This window comes from Amycolatopsis benzoatilytica AK 16/65 (genome assembly GCF_000383915.1).
In the GTDB taxonomy this organism is placed as follows: Bacteria; Actinomycetota; Actinomycetes; order Mycobacteriales; family Pseudonocardiaceae; genus Amycolatopsis; species Amycolatopsis benzoatilytica.
In genome coordinates this window covers 6343344-6369585 of record NZ_KB912942.1, presented here as the reverse complement: position 1 = coordinate 6369585, position 26242 = coordinate 6343344, and the positions used below count along the sequence as shown (strand labels likewise).

Sequence of the window (26242 nt, the reverse complement as noted above, 5' to 3'; positions counted from 1 at the left end):
GACGGCGAGGGAATCGCTTCGTTGCGGTGTCCTCGCAGGGTTGCAGCAACACCTGGACCAGCGCCGAACCTGGCGAGCGGTGCGGATGGGCCCTGGGCCGGGCCGAACTGGTCGGCACGCATCCGCACTCCTCCCCGTGTTCTCGCGGCTGTTCCGCCGCCCGGGCCGGGGGCCCGGGCCGGTGCTGCCGGTGTTGGTCCGAATGGCGTAAGCCATCCACCCACCACTGACGCCCCGATCGCTGCGATTAATCCTACTCCTGGAATAATCTTCATGTCGAGATCGGGTCGAGTTGATCACCCGCTTGGCCCTGCGGTTTGCTCCGTGGTGACGCAAAGAAGCCGGGGACGGGCAGCTGGCCGCCCGCCCTGCACAAGGCTCGGAGGTGGACGACCCATGACGGATTATCCGTCGCCCCAGGATTACGACCCGGACACGGCCGAGTCGCTGTTTCCGGCCGCAACCTGGGCGAAGTCGTTCGCGAGCGAGCCCAATGGCGGCAACTGCGTCGAGGTCAACCTCTCCCGCCCCGGCCTGATCGGCGTGCGCGACACGAAGCTCTCCGCGAGTCCGGTGCTGGTCTTCGACCGGGGCGAATGGGACGCCTTCCTCGTCGCGGTCAAGGCGGGCCAGTTCGACCTGCCGCCGCGCGAGTAGTCCAGCACGCGCTCCGCACCGCAGTGAGGGGATTTCGGCCGCATCACTCGATCGAGTGGCGCTGGCGCGGGGCGTCGTGACCGTACGTACTGAGAGTGGGTCCGGAATGCGGGCTTGCGCCACTCCGGTGATCTTGTCCTAGGGGACTGAACTTGCCCCGGGCGCTGACAAACCCGGCCCGGTCACCCGGGGCTAGCCGCCCCAATGCTCGCGCAAGCCAGACCCGGCACCCCGGGCAAGCCCGGCCCCGGCGCTCCGGTCAAGACCGGGCCGCACCCCGGCTCAGCGCCTCGAGTCCCGCGACTCACCGGCCGGATCAGCCGGCCAGGAACTCCCGCAGATGCGCGACGACCCGCGCCGGCTGTTCCTCGGGCAGGAAGTGCCCGCATTCGTCCAGTCCGACCCCGGTGACGTCGTCCGCGTAATCGCGCCAGATCTCCAGCGTCGGCAGGCTGCCCAGCAGTCCGGCTTTGCCCCACATCGCGAGCACCGGCTGCGTCAGCCGTTTGCCGGCGGCGTAGTCGGCGTCGTCCAGCTCGGCGTCGTCCGGGAAAGAGGCGCGGTAATCGTCGAAACCGGCGCGCAAGGCGCCGGGCGCTTCGAAAGCACGGACGTACTCGGCGACATCGTCGGCGGCCAAGCCGTGCCGCTGGAACGTCCAGCGCTCGAAGAAATACCCGAGGTAACCGGCGACATCGCGTCCGGCGAGCAGCTCCGGCAGGTCGGGCTGCAGGTGGAAAAGCCAGTGCCAGTAGGCCTTTCCGAGATCTCGGTCGAGCCGTAGCCACATTTCCCGGGTGGGCGCGATGTCCAGGACGGCCAGCCGTTCCACCTGGTCTGGCCGGTCGAGTGCCCATCGGTGCGCGACGCGCCCGCCGCGGTCGTGTCCGGCGACCGCGACCCGGTCGAACCCGAGCTGTTCGGCGAGCTTCGCGAGATCGGCGGCCATCGTGCGTTTGTCGTAGCCGGTCCGCGGCTTGTCGGTGCGGCCGTATCCGCGCAGGTCGGGCGCGATGACGGTGTGCGTCTCGGCGAGCGGTCCGGCGACGCGGCGCCAGCAGTGCGACGTCTGCGGCCAGCCGTGCAGGAGGAACAGCGGCGGGCCGTCGCCGCCGCGGAGGTAGTGCATCCGGAGCGTGCCGACCTGGGCGGTATGGGGAGTTGGGGCGCGGTGAAGCCCCTCCGGTGCGGGTTGCGAAGCGGAAGAATGCTGCTCTAACCGGCTCATGGGGTTAGACGGTAGCGGCCGGTATAACCGGCTTCAAGGGTTAGAATGGCAGGATGGATTGGGTGTTCGATGCCGGACGGCCGTGCCTGCACCTGGTGAACACGCTCCGCTCGCGTCATCTGCCGGTCGGCATGGAGCTGCTCACCAGCCCGGACGCGCTGGCGGAGTGGCTGGATCTGGCCGGTTTCGGCCTGCTGCCGGTGACCGCGGGCGAGCTGGCGACGGCTCGATCGCTCCGGGAAGCGGTGAACCGGTTGCTGACTGGCGAGCCGCTGGCCGACGACGTCCGCCTGGTCAACGAAGCGCTCGCGGCCGTTCCGGCACCGCCTCGCCTGGCCATGGAAAATGGTGCGCTCCGCCGGGAGGTCCCCAAGTTTACGGTGGCGGCGGCGTTAGCGGTGCTGGCCGCGGACGCGGTCGACCTCGGCACCGGCGCGGAAGAAGTCCGGATTTGCGCCGCGGACGACTGCGGGCTGCGTTTTGTCGACACGTCGCCTCGGCGGACTAGGCAGTGGTGTTCGATGGCCCGCTGCGGGAATCGCGCCAAGGCCCGCGCGCACTACGAACGTACGAAAAACCGATAAGCCCAGGGATGTCCGCGCAGCCACACGTTGAGCTTGCCGATCCCTCTCATGTGGACAGTGCGCGCCGAAGGCGGCAGCACTGCGCCGAGCGCTCGGGTGGCTCGGCGGAACCGCGCGAACTTGCGCGCGTCCGCTTCCGTCCACTGCAGACCGAGTCGATCACGCAGTTCGACTGGCAAGGTCGCGCGGATCAAGAACATCTGCGCGTTTGAATGTCCTTTTTGGAGCCATGCCCACCAGCCCGCGGGCAGCCAGTCGAACGGCTTGCGCACCGTGTCGATCGTCTCGAAGAGGGCGCTGATCGTCTCGTTAGGACCGAACCCGGCGACCATCTCCCGGTAGTACCGCTCGAAGTCCGGCCAGGTTGGCGGCAGGTCGCGCTCCCGCAACCCGAGGATCCGGCCGATGCCGCACATCTGCGCGTAGTACTCGTCAAGCTCCGAAGCGGACAACGGGCGGCCGAAGAACCGTTGCGCGTCAACGGGAGCCATCACCAGTGATGCGTGCACCCAGGCATAGGCGCGCGGGTCGAGCGCGCTGTAGCGGCGCCCGTTGGCGATACCGGTGAACTCGCGATGCAGCTTGCGCAGCCGTTCGGCTTCGGTCTGCGCGCCTTTCGTCCCACCGTAAACGTAGATGGCCAGCGAGGCGCCGGTGCGCATCAGCCTGGTCCACGGATCTTCCTGGTAGTCCGAATGATCGCGGACCCCGGCCGCCACCACCGGGTGCGCGACCTGCAGCACGAGTACCTGCCCGGCGAGCAGCAACGCGCGGAAATCGCCGAAGAAGCGCCAGGCCGCGGTACCGCGGACGATCGGCGGCGCCACGTCAGCCCCGCGCGCCGTGCAGCAGCATCATCAACGGCTCGGCGGCCGGAACGTCCGCGCCGGTGGCGAGGCGGCGCAGCTGTAGTCCGGCGATCAACGCGACCACCGGACCGGCCGCCCGTCGCGGATCCGGCAGGCCGAGCGCGGTGAGAATGGTGACCGCCAATTCGTCATACGCCGCAAAGCATTTCGCGGACGCCTCATGCAGTCCGGGGTCCCGTGCGGACTGCAGGTATAGCTCGTGCGGTGCGAGTTCGTCGGTGCCGAATGGCAGCTGCTTGATCACGTGCTCGACCACGGTCGCGGCCTGTTCGAGGCTGAGCCCTTGCGTCCGGTGCGCTTCGACGATCGCCGCCAGCTTCGTCGTTTCCTCTTCGGCGAACAGCAGCATCGCCTCGCGGAGCAGCTCGGTCTGGCTGGGGAAGTGGTAGGTGAGCGTGCCGAGGGAAACCCCGGCCGCGGCCACGATCCGCCGGTTGGTGAGGCCGCCCACGCCCTGCTCGCCGACCACCTTGAGGGTGGCGCGCAGGATCGCGTCGCGCGTGCTCAGTACGCCGGGCTGGGCCGCCGATCCGGCCATCGCAGCACCTCTTCCAGTTGCGCGGCAACGGAAATCAGCCGCTCCTCGGAATGCGATGGGCCGAGCAGCTGGGCGCCGAGCGGCAACCCGTCCGCGGTCAGGCCGGCAGGCACGTTCACCCCGGGCCAGCCCAGCACGTTCCACGGCCAAGCGTACGGGCAAGCGGCGATCATCGACTGGTCGGTCTGCCAGCCGGACAACCCGTCGAAGCTGCCGATGGCGGGCGGCGGCGTCGCGGTGGTCGGGGTCAGCAGCAGGTCGACGTCGCCGAACACCGCGCCGATCCGGCGGCGCAGCACCGGTTCGGCCGCACGAGCGAGCTTGAGCGCCGGTCCGGCGAGCAGCCCGCCCTGCTGCGCGTTGCTGCGGGTGCGCGGGTCCAGCGCGGACGGCTCGGGAACGCGCCGCGCCCAGTCGCGCACGCCGGTGAGCGACCGGGGCAGGAAGGTGAGGCCGATCAAGCCGTAACCGGGTTCGATCGGCACGATCTCGTGCCCGAGCCCGGCCAGCGTTTCGGCGGTCTGCCGCACCGCGCTTTCGACGATCGGGTCCAGCTTGGTTTTGGTGGCGGTGAAGGGAATCCGGGTGGACAGCCCGATCCGCAGCCGCCCGGGCTCGCGGCTGGCGGCGGTCTGGAACACCCTGCCGGTGCCCGCGACGACGTCGAGCAGTGCGGCCGCGTCGGCGACCGTCCGGGCGAGCGGGCCGAGCACGGTGAGACCGTGGAACAGTTCGCCGCCGGTGGGTATCCGGCCGCGCTGGGTCTTGATGCCGACGAGACCGGTCCACGCCGCCGGGATGCGCACCGAACCGGCGCCGTCCGAGCCGAGCGCCGCGGCCACCACTCCGGCCGCCACCGCCGCAGCCGAACCTCCCGAAGACCCGCCGGGCGTGTGGGCCGGCTGCCACGGATTGCGCGTCGCGCCGAACGCGGTGCCTTCGGTGAACGGCCACTGGCCCAGCTCAGGGGTGTTGGTCTTGCCGATGATCACCGCGCCGGCCCGCTTGAGCTTGGTCACCGCGGGCGCGTCGGCGGTCGCGGCCGGGAACTCGCCCGGGCAGCCGAACGCGGTGGGCAGCCCGGCCAGGTCCACGTCGTCCTTGATCGCCACCGGCACGCCCAGCAGCGGGGCTCGATCGCCGTCGGCCCGCCTTCGGTCCGCCTCCGCTGCCTCCGCGAGCGCGGCTTCGTCGCGCAGCACCCGGAACGCGTTGAGCAGCGGCTGGCTCGCGTGGGCGCGCTTCAGCGCCTGTTCGGCGAGCTGCACCGCCGTGACCTCGCCCGCGTCGAGCGCGGCCGCCTGGTCGGCAAGAGTGGTGAACTCCGTCAGCGCGGAAGACATCGGCGGCTCCGATTCTCTCGTTCGTTCGAACGAACGTAGCACAGCGGAGAGCCTCCCGGTTACCTTGAGAACGTTCTGGCCCGGCCACCGCACGGAGGATCGATGACGTTCGACTTCGCCCGGTTTCCCGCTCTCGACGGCTTTCCGCGGGCCGGACTGCACCACGGACCGACCCCGTTGGTCCCGGCCCCCCGGCTCGGCGAAGCGCTCGGCATCCCCCGGCTGCTGCTGAAGCGCGACGACGTCCATCCGCTCGGCGTCGGCGGCAACAAGCTGCGCAAACTCGATTTCCACCTCGGTGCGGCGCTGGCCGAGGGGGTGGACACGGTGATCACCTTCGGTGCCCTGCAGACCAACCACGGCCGGCAGACCGCCGCCGCGTGCGCGCGGCTCGGACTCCGCTGCGAACTGGTGCTGACCGCGGCGGTGCCGCGCTCGGGCGAGGCGTACGAACGCTCCGGAAACATCCCGCTCGACCTGCTTTTCGGTGCTGGCGTACACATCTGCGCGACTGCCGAGGATGCGGTGGCGAAGCACGAAGAACTGGTGGCGGACGCGGCTGCGGATGGCCGCGAAGTCCGGTCCATCCCCGTCGGTGGGTCCGACCCGCTGGGCGTGCTCGGCTATGTGGACGCCACCCGCGAACTCGCACTCCAGCTGGCTGAGCTGGGGGTGGAGCAGGCCAGGATCGTCGGCCCGCACGCCAGCGGCGCGACTGCCGCCGGGCTGGCACTGGGGACCGCCTCGCTGGGCTCCCTGGACCTGGACATCGCCTGCGTCAGCCACCCGCTCGACGAAGCGACGGCCAACTTGGCGTCGCTGGTCGGCGGTGCCGCGCAGTTGCTGGGGCTCGACCTGCCGAAGCTCGACCATGTGTGGATGAACGACACGACCATCGGCGAGGGCTACGGCATCCCCGCGTCGGGAACCTGGGCCGCGTTGCGGCTGTTCGGCGAGACCGAGGGAGTCGTGCTGGACCCGGTCTACACCGGCAAAGCCGCGGCTGCCCTGGTGGAATGGGCGGCCGCCGGACGGTATTCCCGCGACGAGACCGTGGTGTTCGTGCACACCGGAGGCCTCCCCGGGCTGTTCGGCTACGCGCCGGAGTTCATGGCCGCGGTGCGGAAGTGACGAGCACGGCCGCGCGCGCGGTCTCCGTCCGCACCGCGACCCGGAGGAGGACGAACAGCAGCGCGACGTTCGCGACCAGCGTCAGCCGCTGAGTGAGTCCGACCGGCAGCACCTCGGTGAGGGGGTGGAACAGCGGGATGCCGGCTTCGTCGAGACGGACGAACAGGAAGCTCAGCCCGAACAGCACGACCGCGCCGAGACCGAAGCGCAGCCAGCGGACCAGGAACACGCGCTCTGCCGTGCCGCGCAACGGTTCCAGCATGGTGATCGCGGCACCGGGCAGGCTCGCGAACGCGATCAGGCAGGAGTACAAGTGGATCTCGCCGCTGACCGGATCCGGGCTTTGCGGATAACTGGCCGGGAAAACCGCCGCGGTGGCGAGGCCGAGCGCCCACAGGATGAGCAACGCCTTGGTGCTGAACGTCATCGAGACCCCGCCGGCGACGAGCGCGCCCAGGACGGCGAGCGACCCGATCGCGACCGAGAGCACGCTGGCCCCGAGCATTCCCTGGCCGCGATCGGTGATCGTGTAGCTGGAAAGGGTGTCGTGGATCGGATCGTGCGAGCTGACCAGGTGCAGCACCACGATCGTGAACAGCCCCCAGGCGATCGCGGCGAGCGCGGTCAGACGCCACACCTGGACGCCTCGTGAGTTCCCCATGGTCCCAAGACTGTCGGGTTCCGGCGGTTTCGTGATCAGGGAAATCCCCTGATTAACCCCTTAGTGCAGATCTCACCGGGTGCTCTCGCGATGCCTGGGAGGCCCGTTTGCCGGTCTGTCCGTGAAGGGCCCCTTGCGAGAATCCAAGTCCGTGAAGGGGTCCTTCACGGACAGACCCGCGGACCGCTCGGCGCGCACCGCCTGATTAACCCCCTTAGCCGGGCTTGGCTCGCCTCAGCCGGCGAAATCCGCGAGGACGAGCACCTGATCGTCGTGCCGCTTCGCCCGCGGCCACCGCACCGCGTGCGGATCCTCGTGCTCCGCCGCGCGGACCGCATCGAGCACCGCGTCCGGACCCTCGGTTTTGGCCAGCCGCAACACTTCTGGCCATCCGAAGAGGTGATATTCGTCGACCCCGATGGCGACCCCGTCGGTCGCGATGAGGACCGCGTCGACGTCCTCGCGCGGCCAGCTCCGCCGCACGGCTTTGTGCGCCGCCGCCGGATCGGCCTCGGCGACCCAGAAGCCGTCCTCGGCATTGCGCCGGCGCCGGACGTCCGCGCCGGTCTGCAGGAAGCCGCCGTCGCGCAGGGACATCAGCCGGTCGTCGGAGACGACGTCGGTGCCGAACCGTCCGAACGCGACAACCGGGCTGTCGGCGAGCACCAGTGCCTCCACTTCGGACTCGTCCCAGCGCACCACGGAAACCGTGCTGGATGGCGAATTGCCGGGCTCGAGCCGGTGCTCGCGCGCGACCGCGCTGATTGCGCCCGCCAGCGCTTCGCCGAGATCTTCCCGGGGCCGCTCGTGCAACTCGCCGGCGAGCTGATCGACGAGCAACCCGGCGTACCAGCCGCCTGGTGGCAGATCCGGGCTCGGCGAGGTGGCTCCGTCCAGGACGAGCACCGCGTGATCCAACAGGGCGACATGGTCTTCGGTCGGCCGGGGCCGGCCGTCAGAACCGACTCCGGCCCGCTCGGCGGTCGAGATCTCGGGCACGCCGTCGACTGTAACCCGGGAGCCGGGCCGCGGTAGCTGGTCGGGCGGAGGCGGTGTGGCGAGGGCGACGGGCTCCCCTCGGCTGAAGAGGCATTCGTTGTCAACTTCAGTTGACATTGGCGGGGTGTCAACCTAGATTGACATCATGACCGAAGCGACAGACCTGGCCGCCCGGGCGGGCGACCGAGACCCCCGCGTGGGTCTTCGCGCCGTGGCCGCGCTGCGGCGGCTTTTGGAACAACTCGAGGCCGTGCAGGTGCGCAGCGCCCGCCTGCACGGCTGGTCCTGGCAGGACATCGCGGCCGAGCTCGGAGTCAGCCGGCAGGCCGTCCACAAGAAATACGGGAGGCACTGAATGTTCGAGAAGTTCACCCGCGACGCCCGGATGGCCGTGGTCGAAGCGCAGGAAGCGGCCCGCGAATCCGGTGCGGCCGAGATCTCCGCGCAGGCGGTGTTCGCCGGTCTCGCCCGGATCCAGGACGGTGCCGCGGTGCGCGTGCTGGCGGAACTCGGCATCTCCCGCGACGAGGTGTTCGCCGAGCTCGCGCGGGTCCGGCGGCGGGGCGGGATCAGCGACCTGGACGCCGCCGCGCTGACCGAGTTCGGGATCGACGTCGACCAGATCGTCGCGCGGATCGAGGAATCGCACGGGCCGGGCGCGCTGGCCAGATCCGGTGTGCGAGCGAAGCGCAACCACCTGCCGTTCACGCCGGACGCCAAGCTCGCGCTCCAGATGAGCCTGCGGGAAGCGCAAGAACTCGGCGACAAGGAGCTCGGCCAGGAACACCTCCTGCTCGCCCTGGTCAAACAGCGCGGCCCAGTCGCCGACTTCCTTGCCGCGCGCGGCGTCGACTACCCGGCGGTCCGTCAGGCCGTCGGAAGGCGCTGATGCTGCTCCTTTTCGCGCGTCCAGGTCGCCAGCGGGAGGAGCGCCTGGGTCAGCGGCCCGATGCTGAGCGCGTACAACACCGTCCCGGCGCCGGCTGTCCCGCCGAGCAGCCAGCCGCAGGCGAGCACGAGCACTTCGATGCCGGTCCGGACCAGGCGGACCGACCAGCCGGTACGTGCGTGCAATCCGGTCATCAGCCCGTCGCGTGGTCCGGGGCCGAGGCGGGTGCCCACGTAGACCGCGGTCGCGACGGCGTTCGCCACGATGCCGCCGACCATCGTCAAGATCTGCCAGATCAACACTGACTGGTCCGGGAGCACCGCGCGCACCGCGTCAACCGTCACGGCGATCACCACGACGTTCGCGACGGTGCCGATGCCCGGCTTCTGCCGGAGCGGAATCCACAGCAGCAGCACGAACACCGAAGCGATCGCGGTGACCGTGCCGAAACTCAGGCCGGTGAGCTTCGTGAGACCTTCGTGCAGCACGTCCCACGGGTCGAGGCCCAGGTGAGCGCGGGTGAGCATGGCCATGCTGGCGCCGTAGAGGGTCAGTCCGGCGAACAACTGGACGCCTCGGCGTGCCGGGGCGCGGCGGAGGTTGAGGGGACTCAGGTCGATAGCTGCCACTTCTCCACTATTGGTGACAACTGGCCTGGCATACCAGAGCCAATACGCGATAATTGGCCTTATGGAACCCCTCGGCGGACGTATTTCCGGACGAAGATTGGCCATCCTGCTGGGGGAGTGGCGGCAGCGCGGTTCCCGGCAAGGGGCGGCCGACCTCGCCGCCGCCGTCGAGTTGCACGTGCTCGACGGGCAGCTGCCGGTCGGCACCCGGCTTCCGGCCGAGCGAGAACTCGCCGATGCGCTCGGGGTCAGCCGCACCCTCATCGGCGCCGCGCTCGACCGGTTGCGCGCGGACGGGCTCATCGCCAGCCGGCGCGGGGCCGGGTCGTGGGTGGCCGGCGCGGGGCACCGCGACGAGGCCGAGGCGACCCGCGACGATCTGCTCGACCTGGCCCGGGCCGCCCCGCCCGCGGTGCCTGGGCTGCTGGCCGCCTTCGACACCGCGCGGCGGGACCTGGTCGAATACGTCAGCGGCAACGGCTACCTCACCGGCGGCCTCCCGCGGCTGCGCGAGCGGATCGCCGAGCGCTACACCGCGCGCGGCCTGCCGACCACGCCGGACCAGGTGCTGGTGACGTCCGGCGCGTACTCCGCGTTCGTGCTGTGCCTGCGAATGCTGGCTGGGCCTGGCGACCGGGTTCTGCTCGAACAGCCGACGTATCCGAACGCCATCGATGCCGTCCGCGCCACCCACGCGCTGCCGGTGCCGGTGGCGCTCGACCCGGTGCACGGCTGGGATCTGCCCGGCATCGAAGCCGCCCTGCGCCAAGCCGCGCCGCGATTCGGCTACCTGGTGGTGGACTTCCAGAACCCGACCGGTCTGCGTCTGGACGCGGAAGGCCGCGAACGGCTCGGCAGCCTGCTCGCCCGCACCCGGACGCCGGTCGTGGTCGACGAATCGCTGGTCGAATTGGACTACGAGGGCGACCCGCTGGACGGCCCGCCGCCGCTGGCCGCGTTCGGCGGGGACATGGTGCTCAGCGTCGGGTCGGCGGCGAAATCGCAGTGGGGCGGGCTGCGGCTGGGCTGGATCCGGGCGTCGACGGACCTGCTGGACCGGCTGCAGTCGTCCCGGTTCGCGGTGGACCTCGGCGCGCCGGTGTTCGACCAGCTGGTGCTGGCTGAGCTGCTGGAGCCGGAGGGGTACCAGGTGCTGGCCCGGCGACGCGAGGAATTCCGGGAGCAGCGGGACACCGTGCTGGCGGCGCTGCGCACCTACTGTCCGGAGTGGACGTTCGAGGTGCCGGCCGGAGGGCTTTCGGTCTGGTGCCGGCTGCCGGAACCGATGAGCACGCGACTGGCCGTGTCGGCGGCGAACCACGGGGTACAGCTCGCCCCGGGCTCGCGCTTCGGCGTGCACGGCGGGCTCGAACGCTGGTTGCGGCTGCCGTTCGGATTGCCCTGGGAGCAACTGCCGGAAGCGGTCCGGCGGGTGAGCGTGGCGGCGGCTTCGGTGCGCGGCTGCGCGGACGTGCCCGCCGAGCGGATCCCGGTCACCTAAACGTCGAACAGCCGGTGCACCGGACGGCTCCGGCCACTCCAGGGAGGGTGGCGGTCACACGTCCGGCGCACCGGCTGTTCGTCCGAGGCGCTTCCCGGCACAGCCCCTCGAAGTGCCGGGAAGCGCCCTCGGTTCAGGCGGGCTTCGGTTGGCGCAGGCATTCGCTCGGCGCGGTGAGCGAAAGCCTCCGAAACTCGCCCGTGATGGGTCCCGGCGCCGCGGGGGCAGCGCGACGCCGGGACCAGGACCCGATCCGGCCAGGCGCGGTTGGCCGGTCGGGAAGCGTGGTCATGGTTCAGCCCCTGGGTAACGGAAAAACAGCGGAAGGGGCGAGCCCGGCGCAGCGAACAAGCGCGCGCGAATCAAGAAGTTGATCTTGAGATGGACGTGGCTCTCCCCGGAAGACCGGTCGAGCGGTCAGTCCGGGGAGGTAGTGGGCAGGGCAGCGTCCCGGCCCACGCCGGCGACCTCGCGGTCGCGGCTGACACCGATCAGCTTGAGCTGTGTGACGGTGTTGTCGTCGGCAGTGACGGCGAACGGCTGACGCAGTCCACCGGAACCGTCGTGCCCGGCCGAAGCCGTCGAAGCCGGCGCGACGGGCGCGGCCGGTGCGTCGGGCAGGCCGCCGCCACCGCCGCTGCTGCCGCCACCACCGGCCCGCGTGCGTTCCTCGACGGGCGCGGGACGGTCGGCGTGGTCGGTCTTGACCGGCGTTGGCTGGACGGCCTGGAGGTGCGGCGTGGCCACTCGCGTGACCGCGACGGGGCTGGCGATCTCGACGGCCGGCTGGGCCATCCGAATCGCGCTCGGCTTGGGCGCGACCGTCGCGGTGACGCTGCCGCTGGCGGATCCGCTGCCGGCGGCGACCGGCTCCAGCACGTCCTCGACCGGCGGCACGATCACGGTGGCGGGAGTCGTCTCGATCACAGTGTCGACCGAGGTGAGGGTGGTGTGCACGGTCGAGTCGACGGTGGCGTTGACGAGGCCGAGCAGACCGCCGAGGAGACCCGCCGGGCCGGTCTGGCTCGTCTGGCCGGCTTGGTGGCCACCGCCGAGGAGGCCACTGAGCGGGCCGGAGTTCTGGCTTTCCGGTTCCGGGGTGCTCGCGCCGGGTTCGCTCGGCGCGGCCGGCTGAGTCGCCGGTTCGGTGCCGGGCTTGGCGGTGCCGGTAGCGGGGTTCTTGTCGCCGGACGGCGCCGGCTCAGCGCCGGTCGTGCCTTGACCAGCGGAGGTTTCCGGCTGGGTGCCGGCTGTTGAGACTTGACCGGCAGTGGTTTCCGGCTGGGTGCCGGTTGCCGTGCCTTGACCGGCGGGGACGCCCGAATCGGAGCCAGCCGCCGAAGCCGTGCCACCCGAACCCGTCGAGTGCGATCCGTCGTGCTGGCCGGTATCCGCCGCGGCAGCCGGCCGGGTCGCGAAGCCGTGGCCCGAGTCGGCACCCCTCGCGCCCTTGCCCGGCACCGCGACGCGATACCGCTTCGCCGCGGCTTCCGTCCCGGGAACCGCCCAGGTGAGCGTCCCGGACGTAGCCGTTCCGGCGTGTTGCCGTGCGCCGTCGTCTTGCGTGGACACTGCGGGGCGGTCCGCCGATTCGTCGGTGGCGGCATTGGCCTGCGACAGCACCGCGCCGAGCAGCCATCCGGCCACCGCGAGCCCGCCGGCGACCGCGATCCGCGCGGCCGGCCGCGCGATCGGCGAGGCCCACGCCCGAGGCCGTCGGCCGGTCGTGCCCGCACGGAGAAGTCCCCCGGACAGCCCGGCCGCGAGCGGCGGCCGCTCAGCAGGACTCGCGGCTGCTCGCTCGGCCATTCCCAGCAGCGGCGAGCCAGGTCCGATGCCCGGGCGCGCCGCCGAGGTGCGTTCCGCGGAGCCGTCCGGCTGGGTGAGGTCGCGCGCGGTCGTCATGCCGATCACGCCACCACCACCGTCCGCGCCTGAAGCTCGTGCGGTCTGCCGCACGAGACTGATCTTGCTGGGGCTCTCTTCCGGCCAGGTCGCAGGTCCCCCGGGGCTGCCCTCTTTCTAGCACCGGACGCGAGTGTTTCATCTCTCTCGCGTCCGATCCACCCCGTACGGCGGAACGGCGATACCGGGCCCGGTAGCCAATCCGCCCTAGTCGATCACCCTGCGTGGCGCGAAGCGGGGCCGTTGCCGCCATCCGGGCGGACGGCGCATCGGGCGATCCGGGCGGGTGACCCGATGTTTCGCCGTTCGCACCACTCTCGGTATCCCGGTTCCTGGGGTGACAACCGCGAAGCCGGGGCAGTCGTCAGACGAGTTTCCGCAGGCGTTCCACGGCTTCGTCGATGACTTCGTTGCGTTTGCAGAACGCGAACCGCAGCAGATGTTTCCACTCGTCCGGGTGATCCGTGAACACCTTTACGGGGACGGCGGCGACTCCGACGCGTTCCGGCAGCGCCCACGCGAGTTCGCCTGCGTCGGCGAACCCGAGCGGGCGGACGTCCGCGGTCACGAAATAGGTGCCCGCACTCGCCCGGACGGCGAATCCCGCATCGGCCAGGCCGGCGGAAAGGCGATCGCGCTTCTCCTGCAGGCTGGTGCGCAGGTTTTCGACCCACTCCAGTTCGTGGTCGAGCGCGTAGGCGACGGCCGGCTGCAGCGGTCCGCCGGACACGAAAGTGATGAACTGCTTCGCCGCCTTCACCGCGCTGACCAGTTCCGGCGTCGAGCAGACCCAGCCGATCTTCCAGCCGGTGCAGTTGAACGTCTTGCCCGCGCTCGAAATCGAGACGGTCCGCTCGCGCATCCCGGGAAAAGTGGCGAGCGGGAAGTGCTCGGCGCCGTCGAAGACGAGGTGTTCGTAGACCTCGTCGGTGACCGCGATGAGGTCGTGGTCGACGCACAGCCGCGCGACCTCGGCCAGTTGCTCGCGGGAGAACACGGTTCCGGTGGGGTTGTGCGGCGAGTTCAGCAGCACTGCCCGGGTGCGCGGGGAGATGGCGTCGCGCAGGGCGTCGAGGTCGAGTTCGAGCCGCCCGTCCTCGGTTTCGACCAGCCCGATCACCCGGCGTTGCGCGCCCGCCATCGCCACGGCCGCGGCATACGAGTCGTAATACGGCTCGACCACGATGACCTCGTCGCCGGATTCGGTCAGCGCGATCAGCGTCGCCGCGATGGCCTCGGTCGCGCCCGCGGTGACCAGGATCTCCGTATCCGGGTCGTAGCTGGTGCGGTAGCGCTCGCGGTGCCGGCTGATCGCCGCGCGCAGCTCCGGGCGGCCCGGCCCCGGCGGGTACTGGTTGTCGCCGCCGAACAGCGAGTTCTTCGCCGCCTCGAGCATTCCGGCGGGCCCGTCGGTGTCCGGGAAACCTTGGCCGAGATTGACCGCGTCGTGCCGGACGGCCAGCGCGGTCATCTCCGCGAAGACGGTCGAGGTGAACGGGCGGAGGCGGGGGACGAGAGCTGGTTCACGCACGAGAACGCATCCTCACGGACAATGGCGGGGTGGAGCAACTCACCCCCGCGAAGGTCACGCCTGCTGATCCGCCCGGCGGCACCGCCGCCGAAGAGGCGAAACGCGCTGGCCTGCGCAAGATGAAGCTGGTCGCGCTGTCGTTCCTGCTCGGCGCGACGGTCATCTTCCTGCTCGCGAGCTGGGCCCAGGCCGCCCACTGGCCGGGCTGGGTCGGCTACCTGCGCGCGGCGGCCGAAGCGGGCATGGTCGGCGCGCTCGCCGACTGGTTCGCGGTGACCGCGCTGTTCCGGCATCCGCTCGGCCTGCGGATCCCGCACACCGCGATCATCCCGAACAAAAAGGACCAGCTCGGCAACAGCCTCGGCGAGTTCGTCGGCTCGAACTTCCTGTCTCCGGACGTCATCCGCGACAAACTGCGCCGCGTCGGCATCGCCGGCCGGCTCGGTGCCTGGCTGTCCCATCCGGAGAACGCGGAACGGGTGACCGCGGAACTCGCGACCGTGGTCCGCGGCGCGATGACCGTGCTGCGCGACGAGGACGTGCAGGCGATCATGGAACAAGCCGTGGTCAAGCGCGTGATCGATCGGCCATGGGGCCCGCCGATCGGCAAGATCCTGGCCGGCGTTTTCGAGGACGGCGCGCACCACAAGCTGGTGGATCTGATGTGCGACCGCGCCTACGAGTGGGTGCGGGACAACCACCAGTCGATGCTGCGAGTGGTGTCGGACCGCGCGCCGAGCTGGTCGCCGAAGTTCGTGGACGAAATGCTGGCGGACAAGGTGTACGGCGAGGTCCTGACCTTCGCCTGGGCAGTGAAGACGGACATCAACCACCCGATGCGGCTGGCTCTGGACAAGTTCCTCGCCGAGTTCGCGCAGGACCTGCAGAACGACCCGAAGACGATGGAGCGGGCCGAGCAGGTCAAGAGCCAGATCGTGCACCACGGGGAAGTGCAGAAGCTGATCGGCAACGCGTGGGCGACGGCCAAGGAGATGCTGCTGAACGCCGCGGAGGACCCGTCGAGCGAGCTGCGCCAACGCGTCCGCGGCGGGCTGGAGTCGCTGGGCAAGAAGCTCGTGGACGACCCGGCGACGACCGCGAAGGTGGACGGCTGGGTCGAGAGCGCGGCGGTGTATCTGGTGACGCACTACTCGCGCGAGATCACCACGGTCATCACGGACACGGTGGAGCGGTGGGACGCGGAGGAAACTTCGCGGAAGATCGAACTGCAGGTCGGGCGGGATCTGCAGTTCATCCGGATCAACGGCACCGTGGTGGGCTCCTTGGCCGGGCTGGTGATCTACACGGTGGCGCAGTTGCTGTTCTGAGCTCAGGCGGCGGGTTTGGACGGGGGTCGGCGGGGTTTCGAGCTTCGCCGGGGTCAGCCCGTCTTGGCCACTTTCCCGGCTGCCGTCGGGGTCGTCGCGGTGCCCTCGCAGCTTGCGGTGCCTTCGCAGCTCGGCTTGCGGCGGGTCGACCTGCCTGCCGCAGCTAACCGGTGCCGGGCTCATGCACTCCGGCGTATACCACACGCGTACCCCGGTCAGATGAGTTGTCCACAGGAAGCTGAGTTATCCCCGGGGTTATCCACAGGAATTCACGGTGATGGCCTAACGGCTGTCCACAACTTGTGGGGATCCGGCGCATCTGCACGTGCACATATAGGGGCTGTGGACAACCTGTCCACAGTGGGTCAGTTGTGCACAGCCGCGGTGCGGGCGCGCCAGGAGCGGGCTTTTTCCCGGTTTCCGCAGACGCGCATCGAGCACCAGGTGCGAGAGCGGTTGCGCGATTCGTCGTAGAACGCCCAGAGGCAGTCGTCCGCGGGGCAGATTTTGAGCCGGACCCAGTCGCCGCGGATGGCCAGGCGAGTGGCCGCGGCCAGGACCGCGGTGACCGCGTCCGGGGTGAGCAGGGTCGGGACGGTGTCGGCGAGCGTGAAGCGGAGCGGCACGTCCAGGCTGGTGGCGGGCAGTCGCGGATCGCCGACCGCGGCGCGGAGGCTGTCTCGCACCGCGCGGGCTTCGGCCGGGTCGTTCGCCGTCAGGTCGTGATCGGCGGACCACTGGCCCCAGAGCTCCGGATCGTTCAGCAGGTCGTCGCCGCGTTCGATATCGACGGTGTTGAGAAAGGCGACCACCAGGGAAGCGTCGGTGTGCACTGACCCAGTGTACGGACGAAATCGGTTGCGACCTGGCCTGCTAACCGTCATAATCGCTTCACCGGTTAGGCGAGAGCGAAAGGCGGGGCAAATGGGCGCAATTCCGACGTTCGGCAGCATCGTGCTCGACTGTCCGGATCCGGCGGGGCTCGCCGGCTTCTACCGGGCGCTCCTGGAGTGGGACGAGCCCAAGGTCGCCGACGACGGGCACTGGGCCACCCTTGTCAATCCGCGTGGCGGTCCGCGGCTGGAGTTCCAGCGGGCGACGGATTACCGCGCGCCGGAATGGCCGTCCCCGGAGCGGCCGCAGCAGGCGCACCTGGATCTTGACGTCGCCGATCTCGAGGCCGCTCACCTGCGGGTTCTTGGATTCGGCGCCACATTGCTCGACGATTCCCCGAAGACCTTCCGGGTGTACGCGGATCCGGCCGGCCACCCGTTCTGCCTCTGCGCCTGCTGACACGGAGCGCCGGATGTGCGTACTGTCGGAAGGGTGATTTGTCCGAAGTGCCAGAACATGATGCGCACCGTCGACAAGAACGGCGTCCACCTCGAGCAATGCGACGGCTGCCGCGGGATCTTCCTCGACCGCGGTGAGCTGGAGCAGATCGTCGGAGCGGAGAACGCGTTCTACCGGCAGCCGCCGGCGTATGGAGCACCGTCCAGGCGGCCGGATTCGCCTCGTCCGTACCGGGGCGGCCATGCCGATTCGCCCCGTCCGTACCGGGGTGGTCACTCGGATTCGCCGCGCCCGTACCGGGGCGGCCATGCCGATTCGCCGCGTCCGTACGGCGGGCACCGCAAGCGCAGCTTCCTCGAGAACCTCTTCGACTGAGTTGTCCACCACCCCCATCGCGCTTGACCTGCGGATCTGCCCGGCCTGCGGAGACCGGGCAAGTTGTCCACAGGCAGACCGCGACCTGCTGCGCTGTGCGCTGTGTGGCCACCAGTGGCCGTTCCGGCGATTGCCGTTGTTCGCGTTGACGGGACCGAGCGCGGGCGGAAAGTCGACGGTCGGGCCGAAACTGGCGCAACGGCTGACGGGCGAGGCGCTGGTCCTGGAGCAGGACGTCCTGTGGACCGGTGCGCTGCGTGACGACGAACCCGGCCACCCAGCCTTCCGCGGCGCTTGGCTGCGCATGGCGGCGATGCTGCACCAGAACGGCAAGCCCGTCGTGCTGTGCGGGACGGTCGCGCCGGAGGAACTGGAACCGTTGCCAGAGCGCGTTTTCTTCGCGGACGTCCACTACCTGGCCCTGGTCGCGGACGACGACACCCTCCGCCGCCGATTGCGCGCCCGGCCGGCGTGGCGGGAGTGGGACGAGCCGAGAATCGAGGAAATGCTGGAGTTCAACCGGTGGATCCGCGGGCAGGTGCCGGTGGTGGACACCACGAAGGCCCCATTGGACGACGTGGTGGACGAGGTCGCGGAGTGGGTTCGGGCCAAGATCGGGGCGGGGATCCGGGTTTGAACGGTCTGGCCGGTCGGGCTGGCGCGATCGGGTAGGTGCAAGTGGGCTGGGTCTGGCTGGTGCGGTCGGGTAGGTGCAAGTGGGCTGGGTCTGGCTGGCGCGATCGGGCTGGTGCGAGTGAGCGGAACGAGTGAGCTGGGTCGAGCCCAGGCCGTTGCCGCGCCGACTTCAACCCCAGCGCTTGGTCAGGCCCCGACCCCGCCGGCTGAACTCAACCCTGCGCCAGCGGCCACCTGAGATCGGACTGCGGGTCGTCCAGCCAGAACGTCTGCTCGTCCGGACTGACCGTCAGACCGAACCGGGATCGTTCCGGGCGGCCCAGCGACTCCCAGCGCGCGTGCGCGTCCTCGGCCAGCTCCCACAACGCACGCGGACCTCCTTGCGCCACCTCGAAACCCGGCCCGGTGCGTCGAGTCCGTGCCCAGGAGCCGTCCGGATGAGCGACCGCGAAAGTGCCGTCCGGGCCGACGTGCACCGGTCGCACACCGGGAAGTTCCAGTGATGCGAAGAACTCGAAATGTCGCCGCGGCCGCAGCACGTCAGCCATCTGGAGCTCAGTCGGACGCCACTGCGATTCGGCGGCTGGCGGCACCTCGGCGAGCGGCGGCAAGCGATGGGCGCGAAACGGCATGAACCGTCCGTCGCGGTGCAGGACGCGGCCTTCTCCTGCCGCGCCTTCGCCCGCGGTGAGCCGGACGAGCCCGCCGCCAAGGGGACGGTAGAGGGTGGTTACGAGGTGGCCGCCGGGGACGGTTTGTTCCAGCCAGGCAAGGGGAATCCTGGCTACTGAAGCGGTGCACAGCACTCGGTCGAACAGGATCCCGGCCGGGAAGCCCAGCGTGCCGTCGCCGGTAGCGCACGCGGGAGCATAGCCGCACTCGGCCAGGTGCTTCGCCGCTTCGGCGGAAAGCCGCGGATCGACGTCTACTGTGGACACTTGGCCGGAACCGCAGCGGTGGCAAAGAATCGCGGTGTTGTAGCCGGTCCCGGTTCCGATCTCCAGCACCCGGTCGCCGTCTTGCACCAGGAGCTCTTCCAGCATGATCGCCATGATCGCGGGCATGCTCGACGAACACGTCGGGATTCCGGAAACAGGCCCGGTGGCACGCGCCCGGTCCCAGAGCGTCGGGTCGTCGTCGAGCTGGGTGACCAGGACGTCGCGCGAATAGGCGCGGTCCAGCCAGCCGGGGTCGCTGCGGTCGACCGCGGCCCAGCGGTCGCCGGCGGGGACGAAGAATCTCGGCAGGAACGCGTGGCGCGGCACGGCGGCGAACGCCTGCTTCCACGGCTCGTCATGCAGCACGTCCTCGTCCACGAGGTGCTGCACGAGGCGGCGACGCAACCGTTGGGCCCGCATAACCCCAGGGTAGCGACGTGAGCGGAAGCACACCCGATAGTTGCAAGCAGGGTGCTTGCAACAGCTAGCACGCAAGCGTACTGTCGAGTAGGTCGCGAGGAGGTGACCGGATGACAGAAACCGGCGGAGCACAGCGCTCCATGGAGAAGGTCGCGGACATCGCCTCCGACATCGGCGAGTACATCCGCCAGCAGCGCAACTCCGCGAAGATTTCGTTGCGCCAGCTGTCGAAACTGGCCGGAGTGTCCAATCCGTACTTGAGCCAGATCGAGCGCGGGGTTCGCAAGCCCAGCGCGGAGATCCTCCAGCAGATCGCCAAGGGGCTGCGGATCTCGGCCGAGGCGCTGTACGTGCAGGCCGGAATTCTCGACCTGCCGACCGGCGGCCCGGTCGGTGACGCGATCCGCGCCGACGCCGAGCTGACCGAACGGCAGAAGCAGGTCCTGCTCGACGTCTACGAGTCCTTCCGGCGAGAGAACGCCGCCGGGGCTCCCCAGACCACCACGCCCAAGACCACCGAAGACGCCATCGAGGAGTCAGCATGACCACGCCCAAGACCGAGGATGTCCGCAAGGCCGTCGCCACCGCGCTCGACCAGGTCCGCACCCCGCTGCTCGCCGCGCTCGGCGCCGGCAACCTGGCCAGCCAGGCCGTGACCGACGCGGTCGCCAAGGCCCGCGCCAACGTCACCAAGAACACCGAGGCCGCCCGCAAGGGCATCGAGGAGCTGCCGACCGACGTCGAGAGCCTCCGCGAGAAGCTCGACCCGGCCGAACTGCGCAAGGCCATCGACGAGTACACCGAGGCCGCGCTGAAGCTGTACAACAAGCTGGCCGAGTCCGGCGAGCAGGCGTGGGACAAGATCGCCGCGCAGCCGCAGGTCAAGAAGGCCATCGAACAGCTGGAAGACGCTCTGTCCGCGGCGCAGGAGCGCGTCGACGGGCTGACCGAGGAGACCCGCGAGCGGGTCGACGGGGTGCTGGCGAAGGTGACCAAGCGGACCCGCTCGGCCGGCGAGAAGGCCGCCCGCAAGGTGACCGAGGTCGCCAGCGAGACCGCCGACGCGGTCGAGGAGCTCGGCGAGAGCGTCGCGCACGAGACCCGCTCGGTGGCCCGCAAGGCGGCCAACCGGACCGCGCCGAAGGCGGCTCCGAAGGCGGCTTCGACCACCCGTCGGACGACCGGAACCGCGGCCAACGCCAAGAAGCCGGCCGCGCCGAAGGCGGACAGCTGACGGGGTGAACGGCGGGCCGGCGGTTCGGCCCGTGGCCTCCGTGCGCGGTTCAGCCGGCGGAGGCGAGAAGAGAACAACGAGGGGTCGCACGGCGGCCGGGCGTTCGCTCGGTCGCCGTGCGCTTTTTTGCGTTCGGCTGGATGCCCGTGAAGGGCCCCTTGCCGGAATCCAAGTCCCTCAAGGGGCCCTTCACGGACCTGGCGAAGCTGGGAGGCGGAGCTGGCCAGCGCGGACGGGCGCGGGTTGACGGGCGCGGGCGTAGTGGGCGGTTTGCCGTAAGCTGAGTCCGTGCTGGTTGCCGAATGGATCCTCAGGGTCATCCACTGGGGCAGCGCCTTGGTCGGGCTTTTCGCCTTTGTTCACGCGCTGCTGCAGCGGTCCGACGCGTTCTCGGCGGCCGATCGCAAGACGAAGCCCATCTGGATGCTCATCACCGGCGGGTCCACGCTCGCGCTGGTCCTGTTCCAGATCGGCGACCCGGGGTTCATTTTCTGGGTGCCGGCGATGGCCGCGGCGCTGGTCTACATCGTGGATGTGCGGCCGAGGCTCATCGAGGTGCAGCGAGGGCACCGCAACTGGTGACCGCCCGGTCCGGCGGATTACCTTTGCCATCGTGACTACCTGGACTATCGCGGGCAGCCTCAGCGTCGTTCCCGCGCCGACTCGCACTGATCTTCTGGCCGAACCGGTCGCCAAGGCTCTCGCCGCGATGGCGGACCCGGACGGGCTCGGCGTCACCGAGATCGACCCGGAACTCGCCGACACTGCCGCGTTCTGCGAGGCGTACGGGTCTCCGCTCACGGCGTCCGCGAACTGTGTCGTGGTCGCCGGCAAGCGGGCCGGGGAGGTGCGGTTCGCGGCGGCTCTCGTGCTCGCGACGACTCGCGCGGATGTCAACGGCGTCATCAAACGGCGGCTGGACGTCCGCAAGGCATCGTTCGCTCCGATGGACGAAGCCGTCGCACTCACCGGCATGGAGTACGGCGGGATCACTCCGGTCGGGCTGCCCGCGCAGTGGCCGATCCTCATCGACCAAGCCGTCGCGGATGCGCCGGAACTGGTCATCGGCAGCGGGATTCGCGGCAGCAAGCTGCTGATTTCCGGCAAGGCGCTCGCGGAACTGCCGCAGGCCGAGGTCATCGACGGGCTCGCGCGTTGAGGCGTCCAAAGTGGACTTGAGGCGGCGGCGGGAGGAGATGCTGGCCGCGCTCGGGACGGGCGGGCCGGTGTATGGCGTCAACACCGGGATGGGGCGGCTCGCGCAGACCGTCCTCACCCCGGAACAGCAGGCCAGCCACCAGCGCAATCTGCTGATCGGGCGGGCCGTCGGCGGGCCGCCGTGGTTGTCGGCGGAGCTGACCCGTGCGTTGCTCCGGGCGCGGGTGCGTGGGTTTCGCCGGGGTGACGCGGCGGTCAGCCCGGAACTGATCGAATTTCTCCAGGACCGGCTCGACGACGGGTTCCTTCCGGCGGTTCCGCGCGACAGCCTCGGCAGTGCGGGCGAAATTATCCCGCTGGCGCACGCATTTCAGACCTTTCTCGGGATTGGCACTGTTCTGGAGGACGGCGTCGAAATCCCGGCGGCGGAGGCGTTGGCGAGCCGCGGCGTGGTGCCGTTCGTACTGGGACCCAAGGAAGGCGCGAGCCTGATCCAAGGTTCGCCGTTGGCCGAGGCGTACGCCTCGGTCTGCGGTGAGCGGCTGGGTCGGCTGGTGGAGTGGCAGACCGTGTGCGCGGCCGTCAGCGTGGACGTTTTCGGTGCGCCGCAAGCAATTTACGCATCGACCCGGATCGGGGAGCTCGTCCAGGGGGCCGCCGAACGACCCGGAATCACCCAGGCGCCGATTTCGCTGCGGGTGGGGCCGAGGGTGCTCGATTACCTGGCCAAGACCGCCGGCGAGCTGGAAGAAACGTTGCGGGAGTCCGAAGCGACGCCGTCGGACTCTCCCGCCTTCCTCGACGGGCGCTTCGTCCCGACTACCGGCTATCACGCGGTCGAACTCGGGCTGCGGATGGACGCGGCCAAGGCCGCGCTCATCCACGCGGCGGAGGTCTCCGTACAGCGGCTGCACCGGCTGCTCGACCCGCAATTCAGCGGGCTGCCCGCGCAGCTCGCGGTGGATCCGGGCCCGCAGGCCGGGCTGACCCCCCTGCACAAACGAGCGGCGGGCGAGTTGCACGCGATGCGTCGGCTGGCCGCGCCCGCGACGCTCGGCTCGCTGGACACTTCGGCTGGTCAGGAGGACGTGCAAGCGTTTGCCAGCCGAGCCGGCGTTGAGCTGGAGGAGACGATCGACCGGTTCTTCGCGATCACGGCGAGCGAGTTGATCGCGGCGCGGCAGGCGCGCTACCTCAAAGGCACAGGCGCGCCGAGGCTCGCCGACGTCTACGGCTGGCTCGCCGACCGGATCGAACCAGCGGTGGTCGACCGGTCGCTGGGGCCGGAAATCGAGAGGCTGGCCGCGGCATGTCGTGACTGGCCAGGCCGGTTCTCGTCAGCCTCGCGAGTCACGAGCTCCGGCGGGCCTGCTGCAACGCCAGGCCACGAGGCGTAGCCAGCTTGGTCAACAGGGCGAACACCCCTTCGCAGACCAGTGCCAGGATCACCACCGCCAGCCCGCCGCCGAAAATCTCGCCGTGGCCCTGCTCGCCGAGGGCGAAACCGTCCACGATGTAGCGGCCCAGACCGCCGCCGTCATTCACGATCGCGCCGATCGCGACGGTCGCCACCAGTTGCAGGAAAGCGACGCGCGCGGCGGCCACGATCACCGGCGACGCCAGCGGCAGCTCCACACGCAGCATGATCTGCCATTCGCGGTACCCGGTGCCGCGCGCCGCGTCGACCACTTCCTGCTCCAGCTGCACCACGCCGGCATAGGTGTTGGTGAACAGCGGCGGCAGCGCCAGCGCGACGAGGGCGAGCAGCAGCGGCCAGAAGTCCGTGTTCGCGCCCCAGCGGCTGGCCAGGAACCAGAACAGGATGATCAGCCCGAAGCTCGGGATCGCGCGGCCGATGTTCACCGCGCTGCTGGCCAGGAACTGGCCGCGCCGGTAGTGCGCGAGCCAGAGCGCCAGCGGCACCGTCAGTGCCATCGCGATCACCAGCGACAGTGCGGAAAACCACAGGTGCTGGACGGTCCGGAAGGGGATCCCGGCCGGATCTGTCCAGCTCCATCGGTTCGGGTCGGCCAGCCATTGGCTCAGCTGCGCGAAAAAGCTCATCGGACCCTCCGCGCCCATGGGGCCAGCGCGCGTTCGCCCAGCCACAGCAGCAAATCGACCAGCACGGCCAGCGCGATCGACAGCACCACGCCGACGATGATCGGGCTCGGGTTCGGGATCGTCGTCTGGATCCCGGCGCGGATGAAGTAGCCGAGCCCGCCCATGCCGAGCAGCGAGGTGACGGTGACCAGGCCGATCGTCGTCACCGCGGCCACTCGCAGGCCGGCGATCACCACCGGCAGCGCGAGCGGCAGTTCCACCTGCCACAACAGCCGTCGCGGCGTGAAGCCCATGCCGATCGCGGCTTCGCGCACTTCGGCGGGCACTTGCTGCACGCCGGTCACGATGTTGCGGATCAGGATCAGCAGCGTGTACGTCGCCAGCGGGATCACCGCCGTGGCGAAGGAGAAGCCGAGCAGCGGGACCAGCAACGCGAACGCGCCGAGGCTCGGGATCACATACAGCGCGCCGGCGGTGCCCACGACGAACGGATAGAACCAGCTATAGCGCAGGCACAGGGTGGCCAGTACCAGCGACAACACCAGGCCGATGCCGAGCGCGGTGGCGGTGAGCGCGATGTGCTCGCCCAGTCGCTGCACGATCGCGTCCGCGTTGCGTTCGACCCAGCGCCATTCGAAAAGGGGACGGCTGCTGTCAGCTAGCAGCGGGGTCGCTCCGGACGCGTGCACCGCACGAGGCTACCCCGATCGAGCGGCATTATTCCGGTGCTCGGGATTCCGTGGCGAGGATTGCTCACGAGTGGTTTCTGTCGGGGGTCGCGGTTAGGGTCCAACACCTCTGATCGAGTGAACTGAGGAGTGTGGGGACTCGTGCGCTGGACCCGGAACATCCGAGTGGCCGCGCTGGTGGCGACGGCCGCGCTCGGCCTGACCGCGTGCGGTGGGGGAAGCGGCCAGGCAGCCGCTTCGAGCAAAGGCGGCGCGCCGATCGTCGTCGCGTCGTTCAACTTCACCGACAGCCAGATCCTGGCCGAAATCTACGCGGGCGCTCTGGAGGCCAAGGGCTATCCGGTCACCCGCAAGCTGAACCTCGGCTCGCGGGAGCTGGTATACCCGTCGCTCAAGTCCGGCGAGCTGCAGTTCCTGCCGGAGTACCAGGGCGCGGCGATCACCACCGGCTTCGGCAAGGAAGCCGTCAAGGACGCCAAGGGCGAGCACGACCAGCTGGCGAAGCTGTTCGCGCCCGAGGGCGTCGGGCTGCTGAACTACGCGGCGGCCGAGGACAAGAACACCTACCTGGTGAAGGCCGACCTCGCGAAGTCGAAGGGCCTCGCGTCGATCAGCGACCTGAAGAAGCTCGACAAGGTCGTCATGGCCGGCCCGCCGGAGTGCGAGAAGCGGCTGCCGTGCTTCCAGGGCTTCAAGGATGTCTACAAGCTGACGAACGCCACCTTCCAGACCGTGCAGGAGGCTGGGCCGCGGGTGCAGCAGCTCAACTCCGGAGCGGTCACGGTGATCCCGGTCGACTCGGTCAGCCCGCTGGTCGGGGACCCGCAGTACGTGGCGCTCAAGGACGACCTGACCATCGTGCCCACCGAGAACGTGGTGCCCGCGGTGAACAAGAAGGTGCTCGACGAACGCGGCGCGGACTTCGCGGCGGTGGTCAACGCGGTCAGCGCGAAGCTCACCACGGAGGGGATGCGCGAGCTGAACAAGCGGGTGGACGCGGACGGCGATCCGGCGGCGGATGTCGCGAAGGACTGGCTGAAGCAGCAGGGCCTCGCCTGAGGCCGCCGTGAGTGGCGGTGCACACCGCCACTCACGGACGCCTCCCGGGTGTGCGAAGGTGACTTCGGCGGAACCCGAGGAGAGCAGAGGAAACGGACATGGGAAAGGTCACGGCCACCGCGGAGCGCACGATCGACGCGCCGGTGGAACGCGTGCGTGAGCTGGTCGCGGACTACGCCGAGACCCGGCCGAAACTGCTCACCGAGCACTACCGCGACTACCAGGTCAGCGAAGGCGGCGTAGGTGCCGGGACGAAGGCCAGCTGGAAGCTGCAGGCCACGTCCAAGCGGGTGCGCGATGTCGCGGCCACGGTCACCGAGCCGTCGCCGGGCACTCTGGTCGAGACCGACGCGAACTCCAGCATGGTCACCACCTGGTCGGTCGTCGCGGCAGGCGAGCGTTCCGTGGTGCGCATCGAGACCAGCTGGGACGGCGCGGGCGGCATCGGCGGTTTCTTCGAGAAGACCTTCGCCCCGGGCGGCTTGAAGAAGATCTACGACGGGGTGCTCGGCAAGCTCGCCGATATCGTCTGAGGGATCTCGCTGTAGCGCTTGCCACACCGCCGGGCACAATCGGAATCATC

General features: G+C 69.9%; 30 protein-coding genes. 17 read left to right on the top strand and 13 right to left on the bottom strand.

What is annotated here, in order from left to right:
• Positions 1-396: 396 nt before the first annotated feature.
• Positions 397-657, top strand: a complete 261-nt coding sequence (locus tag AMYBE_RS0129545) for a DUF397 domain-containing protein (protein WP_020663008.1) — start codon at positions 397-399, stop codon at positions 655-657.
• Between the two features lie 316 nt (positions 658-973).
• Here the strand turns inward: AMYBE_RS0129545 and AMYBE_RS0129540 are convergent, their stop codons facing one another.
• Complete coding sequence (locus tag AMYBE_RS0129540; RefSeq protein WP_020663007.1) at positions 974-1786, bottom strand: alpha/beta fold hydrolase; 813 nt, start codon at positions 1784-1786, stop codon at positions 974-976.
• Positions 1787-1938: 152 nt separating this feature from the next.
• On the opposite strand from AMYBE_RS0129540, the gene AMYBE_RS0129535 reads away from it, so the two are divergent.
• Positions 1939-2469, top strand: a complete 531-nt coding sequence (locus AMYBE_RS0129535) for a CGNR zinc finger domain-containing protein (protein ID WP_027928150.1) — start codon at positions 1939-1941, stop codon at positions 2467-2469.
• Here the strand turns inward: AMYBE_RS0129535 and AMYBE_RS0129530 are convergent.
• The 3 genes from AMYBE_RS0129530 to AMYBE_RS0129520 are packed head-to-tail and all read right to left on the bottom strand — an operon-like array spanning position 2445 to position 5219.
• Complete coding sequence (locus tag AMYBE_RS0129530; RefSeq protein ID WP_020663005.1) at positions 2445-3296, bottom strand: oxygenase MpaB family protein; 852 nt, start codon at positions 3294-3296, stop codon at positions 2445-2447. The genes AMYBE_RS0129535 and AMYBE_RS0129530 overlap by 25 nt on opposite strands.
• Before the next feature lies 1 nt (position 3297).
• A complete protein-coding gene (locus tag AMYBE_RS0129525) occupies positions 3298-3876 on the bottom strand; it encodes a TetR/AcrR family transcriptional regulator (protein ID WP_020663004.1) in 579 nt (192 codons plus the stop codon).
• Entirely contained in the window at positions 3843-5219 is a 1377-nt protein-coding gene (locus tag AMYBE_RS0129520) for an amidase (RefSeq protein ID WP_020663003.1), read from the bottom strand. The genes AMYBE_RS0129525 and AMYBE_RS0129520 overlap by 34 nt, the downstream gene beginning before the upstream one ends.
• 102 nt (positions 5220-5321) lie before the next feature.
• On the opposite strand from AMYBE_RS0129520, the gene AMYBE_RS0129515 reads away from it, so the two are divergent.
• Positions 5322-6350 carry a D-cysteine desulfhydrase family protein gene (locus AMYBE_RS0129515; RefSeq protein WP_020663002.1) on the top strand — a complete coding sequence of 343 codons (1029 nt, stop codon included), beginning with the start codon at positions 5322-5324 and terminating at the stop codon, positions 6348-6350.
• Here AMYBE_RS0129515 and AMYBE_RS0129510 read toward each other — a convergent pair.
• Both AMYBE_RS0129510 and AMYBE_RS0129505 read right to left on the bottom strand, forming a co-directional pair.
• Positions 6328-7011, bottom strand: a complete 684-nt coding sequence (locus AMYBE_RS0129510) for a DUF998 domain-containing protein (RefSeq protein ID WP_034287359.1) — start codon at positions 7009-7011, stop codon at positions 6328-6330. The genes AMYBE_RS0129515 and AMYBE_RS0129510 overlap by 23 nt on opposite strands.
• A gap of 234 nt (positions 7012-7245) precedes the next feature.
• The gene (locus AMYBE_RS0129505; RefSeq protein WP_020663000.1) at positions 7246-8010 is read right to left on the bottom strand and encodes a protein phosphatase 2C domain-containing protein; all 765 of its coding nucleotides are present in this window, start codon (positions 8008-8010) and stop codon (positions 7246-7248) included.
• A gap of 145 nt (positions 8011-8155) precedes the next feature.
• Between AMYBE_RS0129505 and AMYBE_RS0129500 the strand changes: the two genes are divergently transcribed.
• Both AMYBE_RS0129500 and AMYBE_RS0129495 read left to right on the top strand, forming a co-directional pair.
• Positions 8156-8365: an RNA polymerase sigma factor sigma-70 region 4 domain-containing protein gene (locus AMYBE_RS0129500; protein WP_020662999.1), complete on the top strand. Its 210-nt coding sequence runs from the start codon at positions 8156-8158 to the stop codon at positions 8363-8365.
• Positions 8366-8899 carry a Clp protease N-terminal domain-containing protein gene (locus tag AMYBE_RS0129495; protein WP_020662998.1) on the top strand — a complete coding sequence of 178 codons (534 nt, stop codon included), beginning with the start codon at positions 8366-8368 and terminating at the stop codon, positions 8897-8899.
• Here the strand turns inward: AMYBE_RS0129495 and yczE are convergent.
• A complete protein-coding gene (gene yczE / locus AMYBE_RS0129490; protein WP_027928148.1) occupies positions 8878-9528 on the bottom strand; it encodes a membrane protein YczE in 651 nt (216 codons plus the stop codon). The genes AMYBE_RS0129495 and yczE overlap by 22 nt on opposite strands.
• 61 nt (positions 9529-9589) lie before the next feature.
• On the opposite strand from yczE, the gene yczR reads away from it, so the two are divergent.
• Positions 9590-11029, top strand: coding sequence for a MocR-like transcription factor YczR (gene yczR / locus AMYBE_RS0129485; protein ID WP_027928147.1), 1440 nt, complete (start codon positions 9590-9592; stop codon positions 11027-11029).
• 417 nt (positions 11030-11446) lie between these two features.
• On the opposite strand, the gene AMYBE_RS43490 is transcribed toward yczR, so the two are convergent.
• Positions 11447-12943, bottom strand: a complete 1497-nt coding sequence (locus tag AMYBE_RS43490) for a hypothetical protein (RefSeq protein ID WP_020662995.1) — start codon at positions 12941-12943, stop codon at positions 11447-11449.
• A 355-nt stretch (positions 12944-13298) separates the two neighbouring features.
• Entirely contained in the window at positions 13299-14465 is a 1167-nt protein-coding gene (locus tag AMYBE_RS0129475; protein WP_020662994.1) for a pyridoxal phosphate-dependent aminotransferase, read from the bottom strand.
• A 29-nt stretch (positions 14466-14494) separates the two neighbouring features.
• On the opposite strand from AMYBE_RS0129475, the gene AMYBE_RS0129470 reads away from it, so the two are divergent.
• On the top strand, positions 14495-15793 hold the full coding sequence (locus AMYBE_RS0129470) for a DUF445 domain-containing protein (RefSeq protein ID WP_020662993.1): 1299 nt from the start codon (positions 14495-14497) through the stop codon (positions 15791-15793).
• Positions 15794-16158: 365 nt separating this feature from the next.
• Here the strand turns inward: AMYBE_RS0129470 and AMYBE_RS0129465 are convergent, their stop codons facing one another.
• A complete protein-coding gene (locus tag AMYBE_RS0129465; protein ID WP_020662992.1) occupies positions 16159-16626 on the bottom strand; it encodes a CGNR zinc finger domain-containing protein in 468 nt (155 codons plus the stop codon).
• 91 nt (positions 16627-16717) lie between these two features.
• On the opposite strand from AMYBE_RS0129465, the gene AMYBE_RS0129460 reads away from it, so the two are divergent.
• The 3 genes from AMYBE_RS0129460 to AMYBE_RS0129450 are packed head-to-tail and all read left to right on the top strand — an operon-like array spanning position 16718 to position 18098.
• Positions 16718-17086 (top strand): VOC family protein, encoded by a 369-nt coding sequence (locus AMYBE_RS0129460; RefSeq protein WP_020662991.1) that lies wholly within the window; start codon positions 16718-16720, stop codon positions 17084-17086.
• Between the two features lie 15 nt (positions 17087-17101).
• Positions 17102-17461 (top strand): TFIIB-type zinc ribbon-containing protein, encoded by a 360-nt coding sequence (locus AMYBE_RS0129455; protein ID WP_084470178.1) that lies wholly within the window; start codon positions 17102-17104, stop codon positions 17459-17461.
• A gap of 16 nt (positions 17462-17477) precedes the next feature.
• Positions 17478-18098 (top strand): AAA family ATPase, encoded by a 621-nt coding sequence (locus AMYBE_RS0129450; protein ID WP_027928145.1) that lies wholly within the window; start codon positions 17478-17480, stop codon positions 18096-18098.
• Positions 18099-18309: 211 nt separating this feature from the next.
• On the opposite strand, the gene AMYBE_RS42490 is transcribed toward AMYBE_RS0129450, so the two are convergent.
• Entirely contained in the window at positions 18310-19455 is a 1146-nt protein-coding gene (locus AMYBE_RS42490; protein ID WP_034287356.1) for a methyltransferase domain-containing protein, read from the bottom strand.
• Between the two features lie 140 nt (positions 19456-19595).
• On the opposite strand from AMYBE_RS42490, the gene AMYBE_RS0129440 reads away from it, so the two are divergent.
• The 5 genes from AMYBE_RS0129440 (at position 19596) to AMYBE_RS0129420 (ending at position 23244) form a co-directional block, all read left to right on the top strand.
• Positions 19596-20000, top strand: coding sequence for a helix-turn-helix domain-containing protein (locus AMYBE_RS0129440; protein WP_020662987.1), 405 nt, complete (start codon positions 19596-19598; stop codon positions 19998-20000).
• The gene (locus AMYBE_RS0129435) at positions 19997-20689 is read left to right on the top strand and encodes a hypothetical protein (RefSeq protein ID WP_020662986.1); all 693 of its coding nucleotides are present in this window, start codon (positions 19997-19999) and stop codon (positions 20687-20689) included. The genes AMYBE_RS0129440 and AMYBE_RS0129435 overlap by 4 nt, the downstream gene beginning before the upstream one ends.
• A gap of 288 nt (positions 20690-20977) precedes the next feature.
• Complete coding sequence (locus AMYBE_RS0129430) at positions 20978-21271, top strand: DUF2516 family protein (protein ID WP_020662985.1); 294 nt, start codon at positions 20978-20980, stop codon at positions 21269-21271.
• Between the two features lie 31 nt (positions 21272-21302).
• A complete protein-coding gene (locus tag AMYBE_RS0129425; RefSeq protein WP_020662984.1) occupies positions 21303-21848 on the top strand; it encodes a YbaK/EbsC family protein in 546 nt (181 codons plus the stop codon).
• A 10-nt stretch (positions 21849-21858) separates the two neighbouring features.
• The gene (locus tag AMYBE_RS0129420) at positions 21859-23244 is read left to right on the top strand and encodes an aromatic amino acid lyase (protein WP_245573264.1); all 1386 of its coding nucleotides are present in this window, start codon (positions 21859-21861) and stop codon (positions 23242-23244) included.
• On the opposite strand, the gene AMYBE_RS0129415 is transcribed toward AMYBE_RS0129420, so the two are convergent.
• Positions 23198-23911 (bottom strand): ABC transporter permease, encoded by a 714-nt coding sequence (locus AMYBE_RS0129415; RefSeq protein WP_020662982.1) that lies wholly within the window; start codon positions 23909-23911, stop codon positions 23198-23200. The two genes, AMYBE_RS0129420 and AMYBE_RS0129415, sit on opposite strands and share 47 nt — an antisense overlap.
• Positions 23908-24600 (bottom strand): ABC transporter permease, encoded by a 693-nt coding sequence (locus AMYBE_RS0129410; protein ID WP_020662981.1) that lies wholly within the window; start codon positions 24598-24600, stop codon positions 23908-23910. The genes AMYBE_RS0129415 and AMYBE_RS0129410 overlap by 4 nt, the downstream gene beginning before the upstream one ends.
• 141 nt (positions 24601-24741) lie before the next feature.
• Here AMYBE_RS0129410 and AMYBE_RS0129405 point away from each other — a divergent pair, with 141 nt between their 5' ends.
• Together AMYBE_RS0129405 and AMYBE_RS0129400 are read left to right on the top strand one after the other, a co-directional pair.
• Positions 24742-25659 (top strand): ABC transporter substrate-binding protein, encoded by a 918-nt coding sequence (locus tag AMYBE_RS0129405; protein ID WP_020662980.1) that lies wholly within the window; start codon positions 24742-24744, stop codon positions 25657-25659.
• Between the two features lie 98 nt (positions 25660-25757).
• Positions 25758-26192 (top strand): SRPBCC family protein, encoded by a 435-nt coding sequence (locus tag AMYBE_RS0129400; RefSeq protein ID WP_020662979.1) that lies wholly within the window; start codon positions 25758-25760, stop codon positions 26190-26192.
• The last annotated feature ends 50 nt before the right edge of the window (positions 26193-26242 follow it).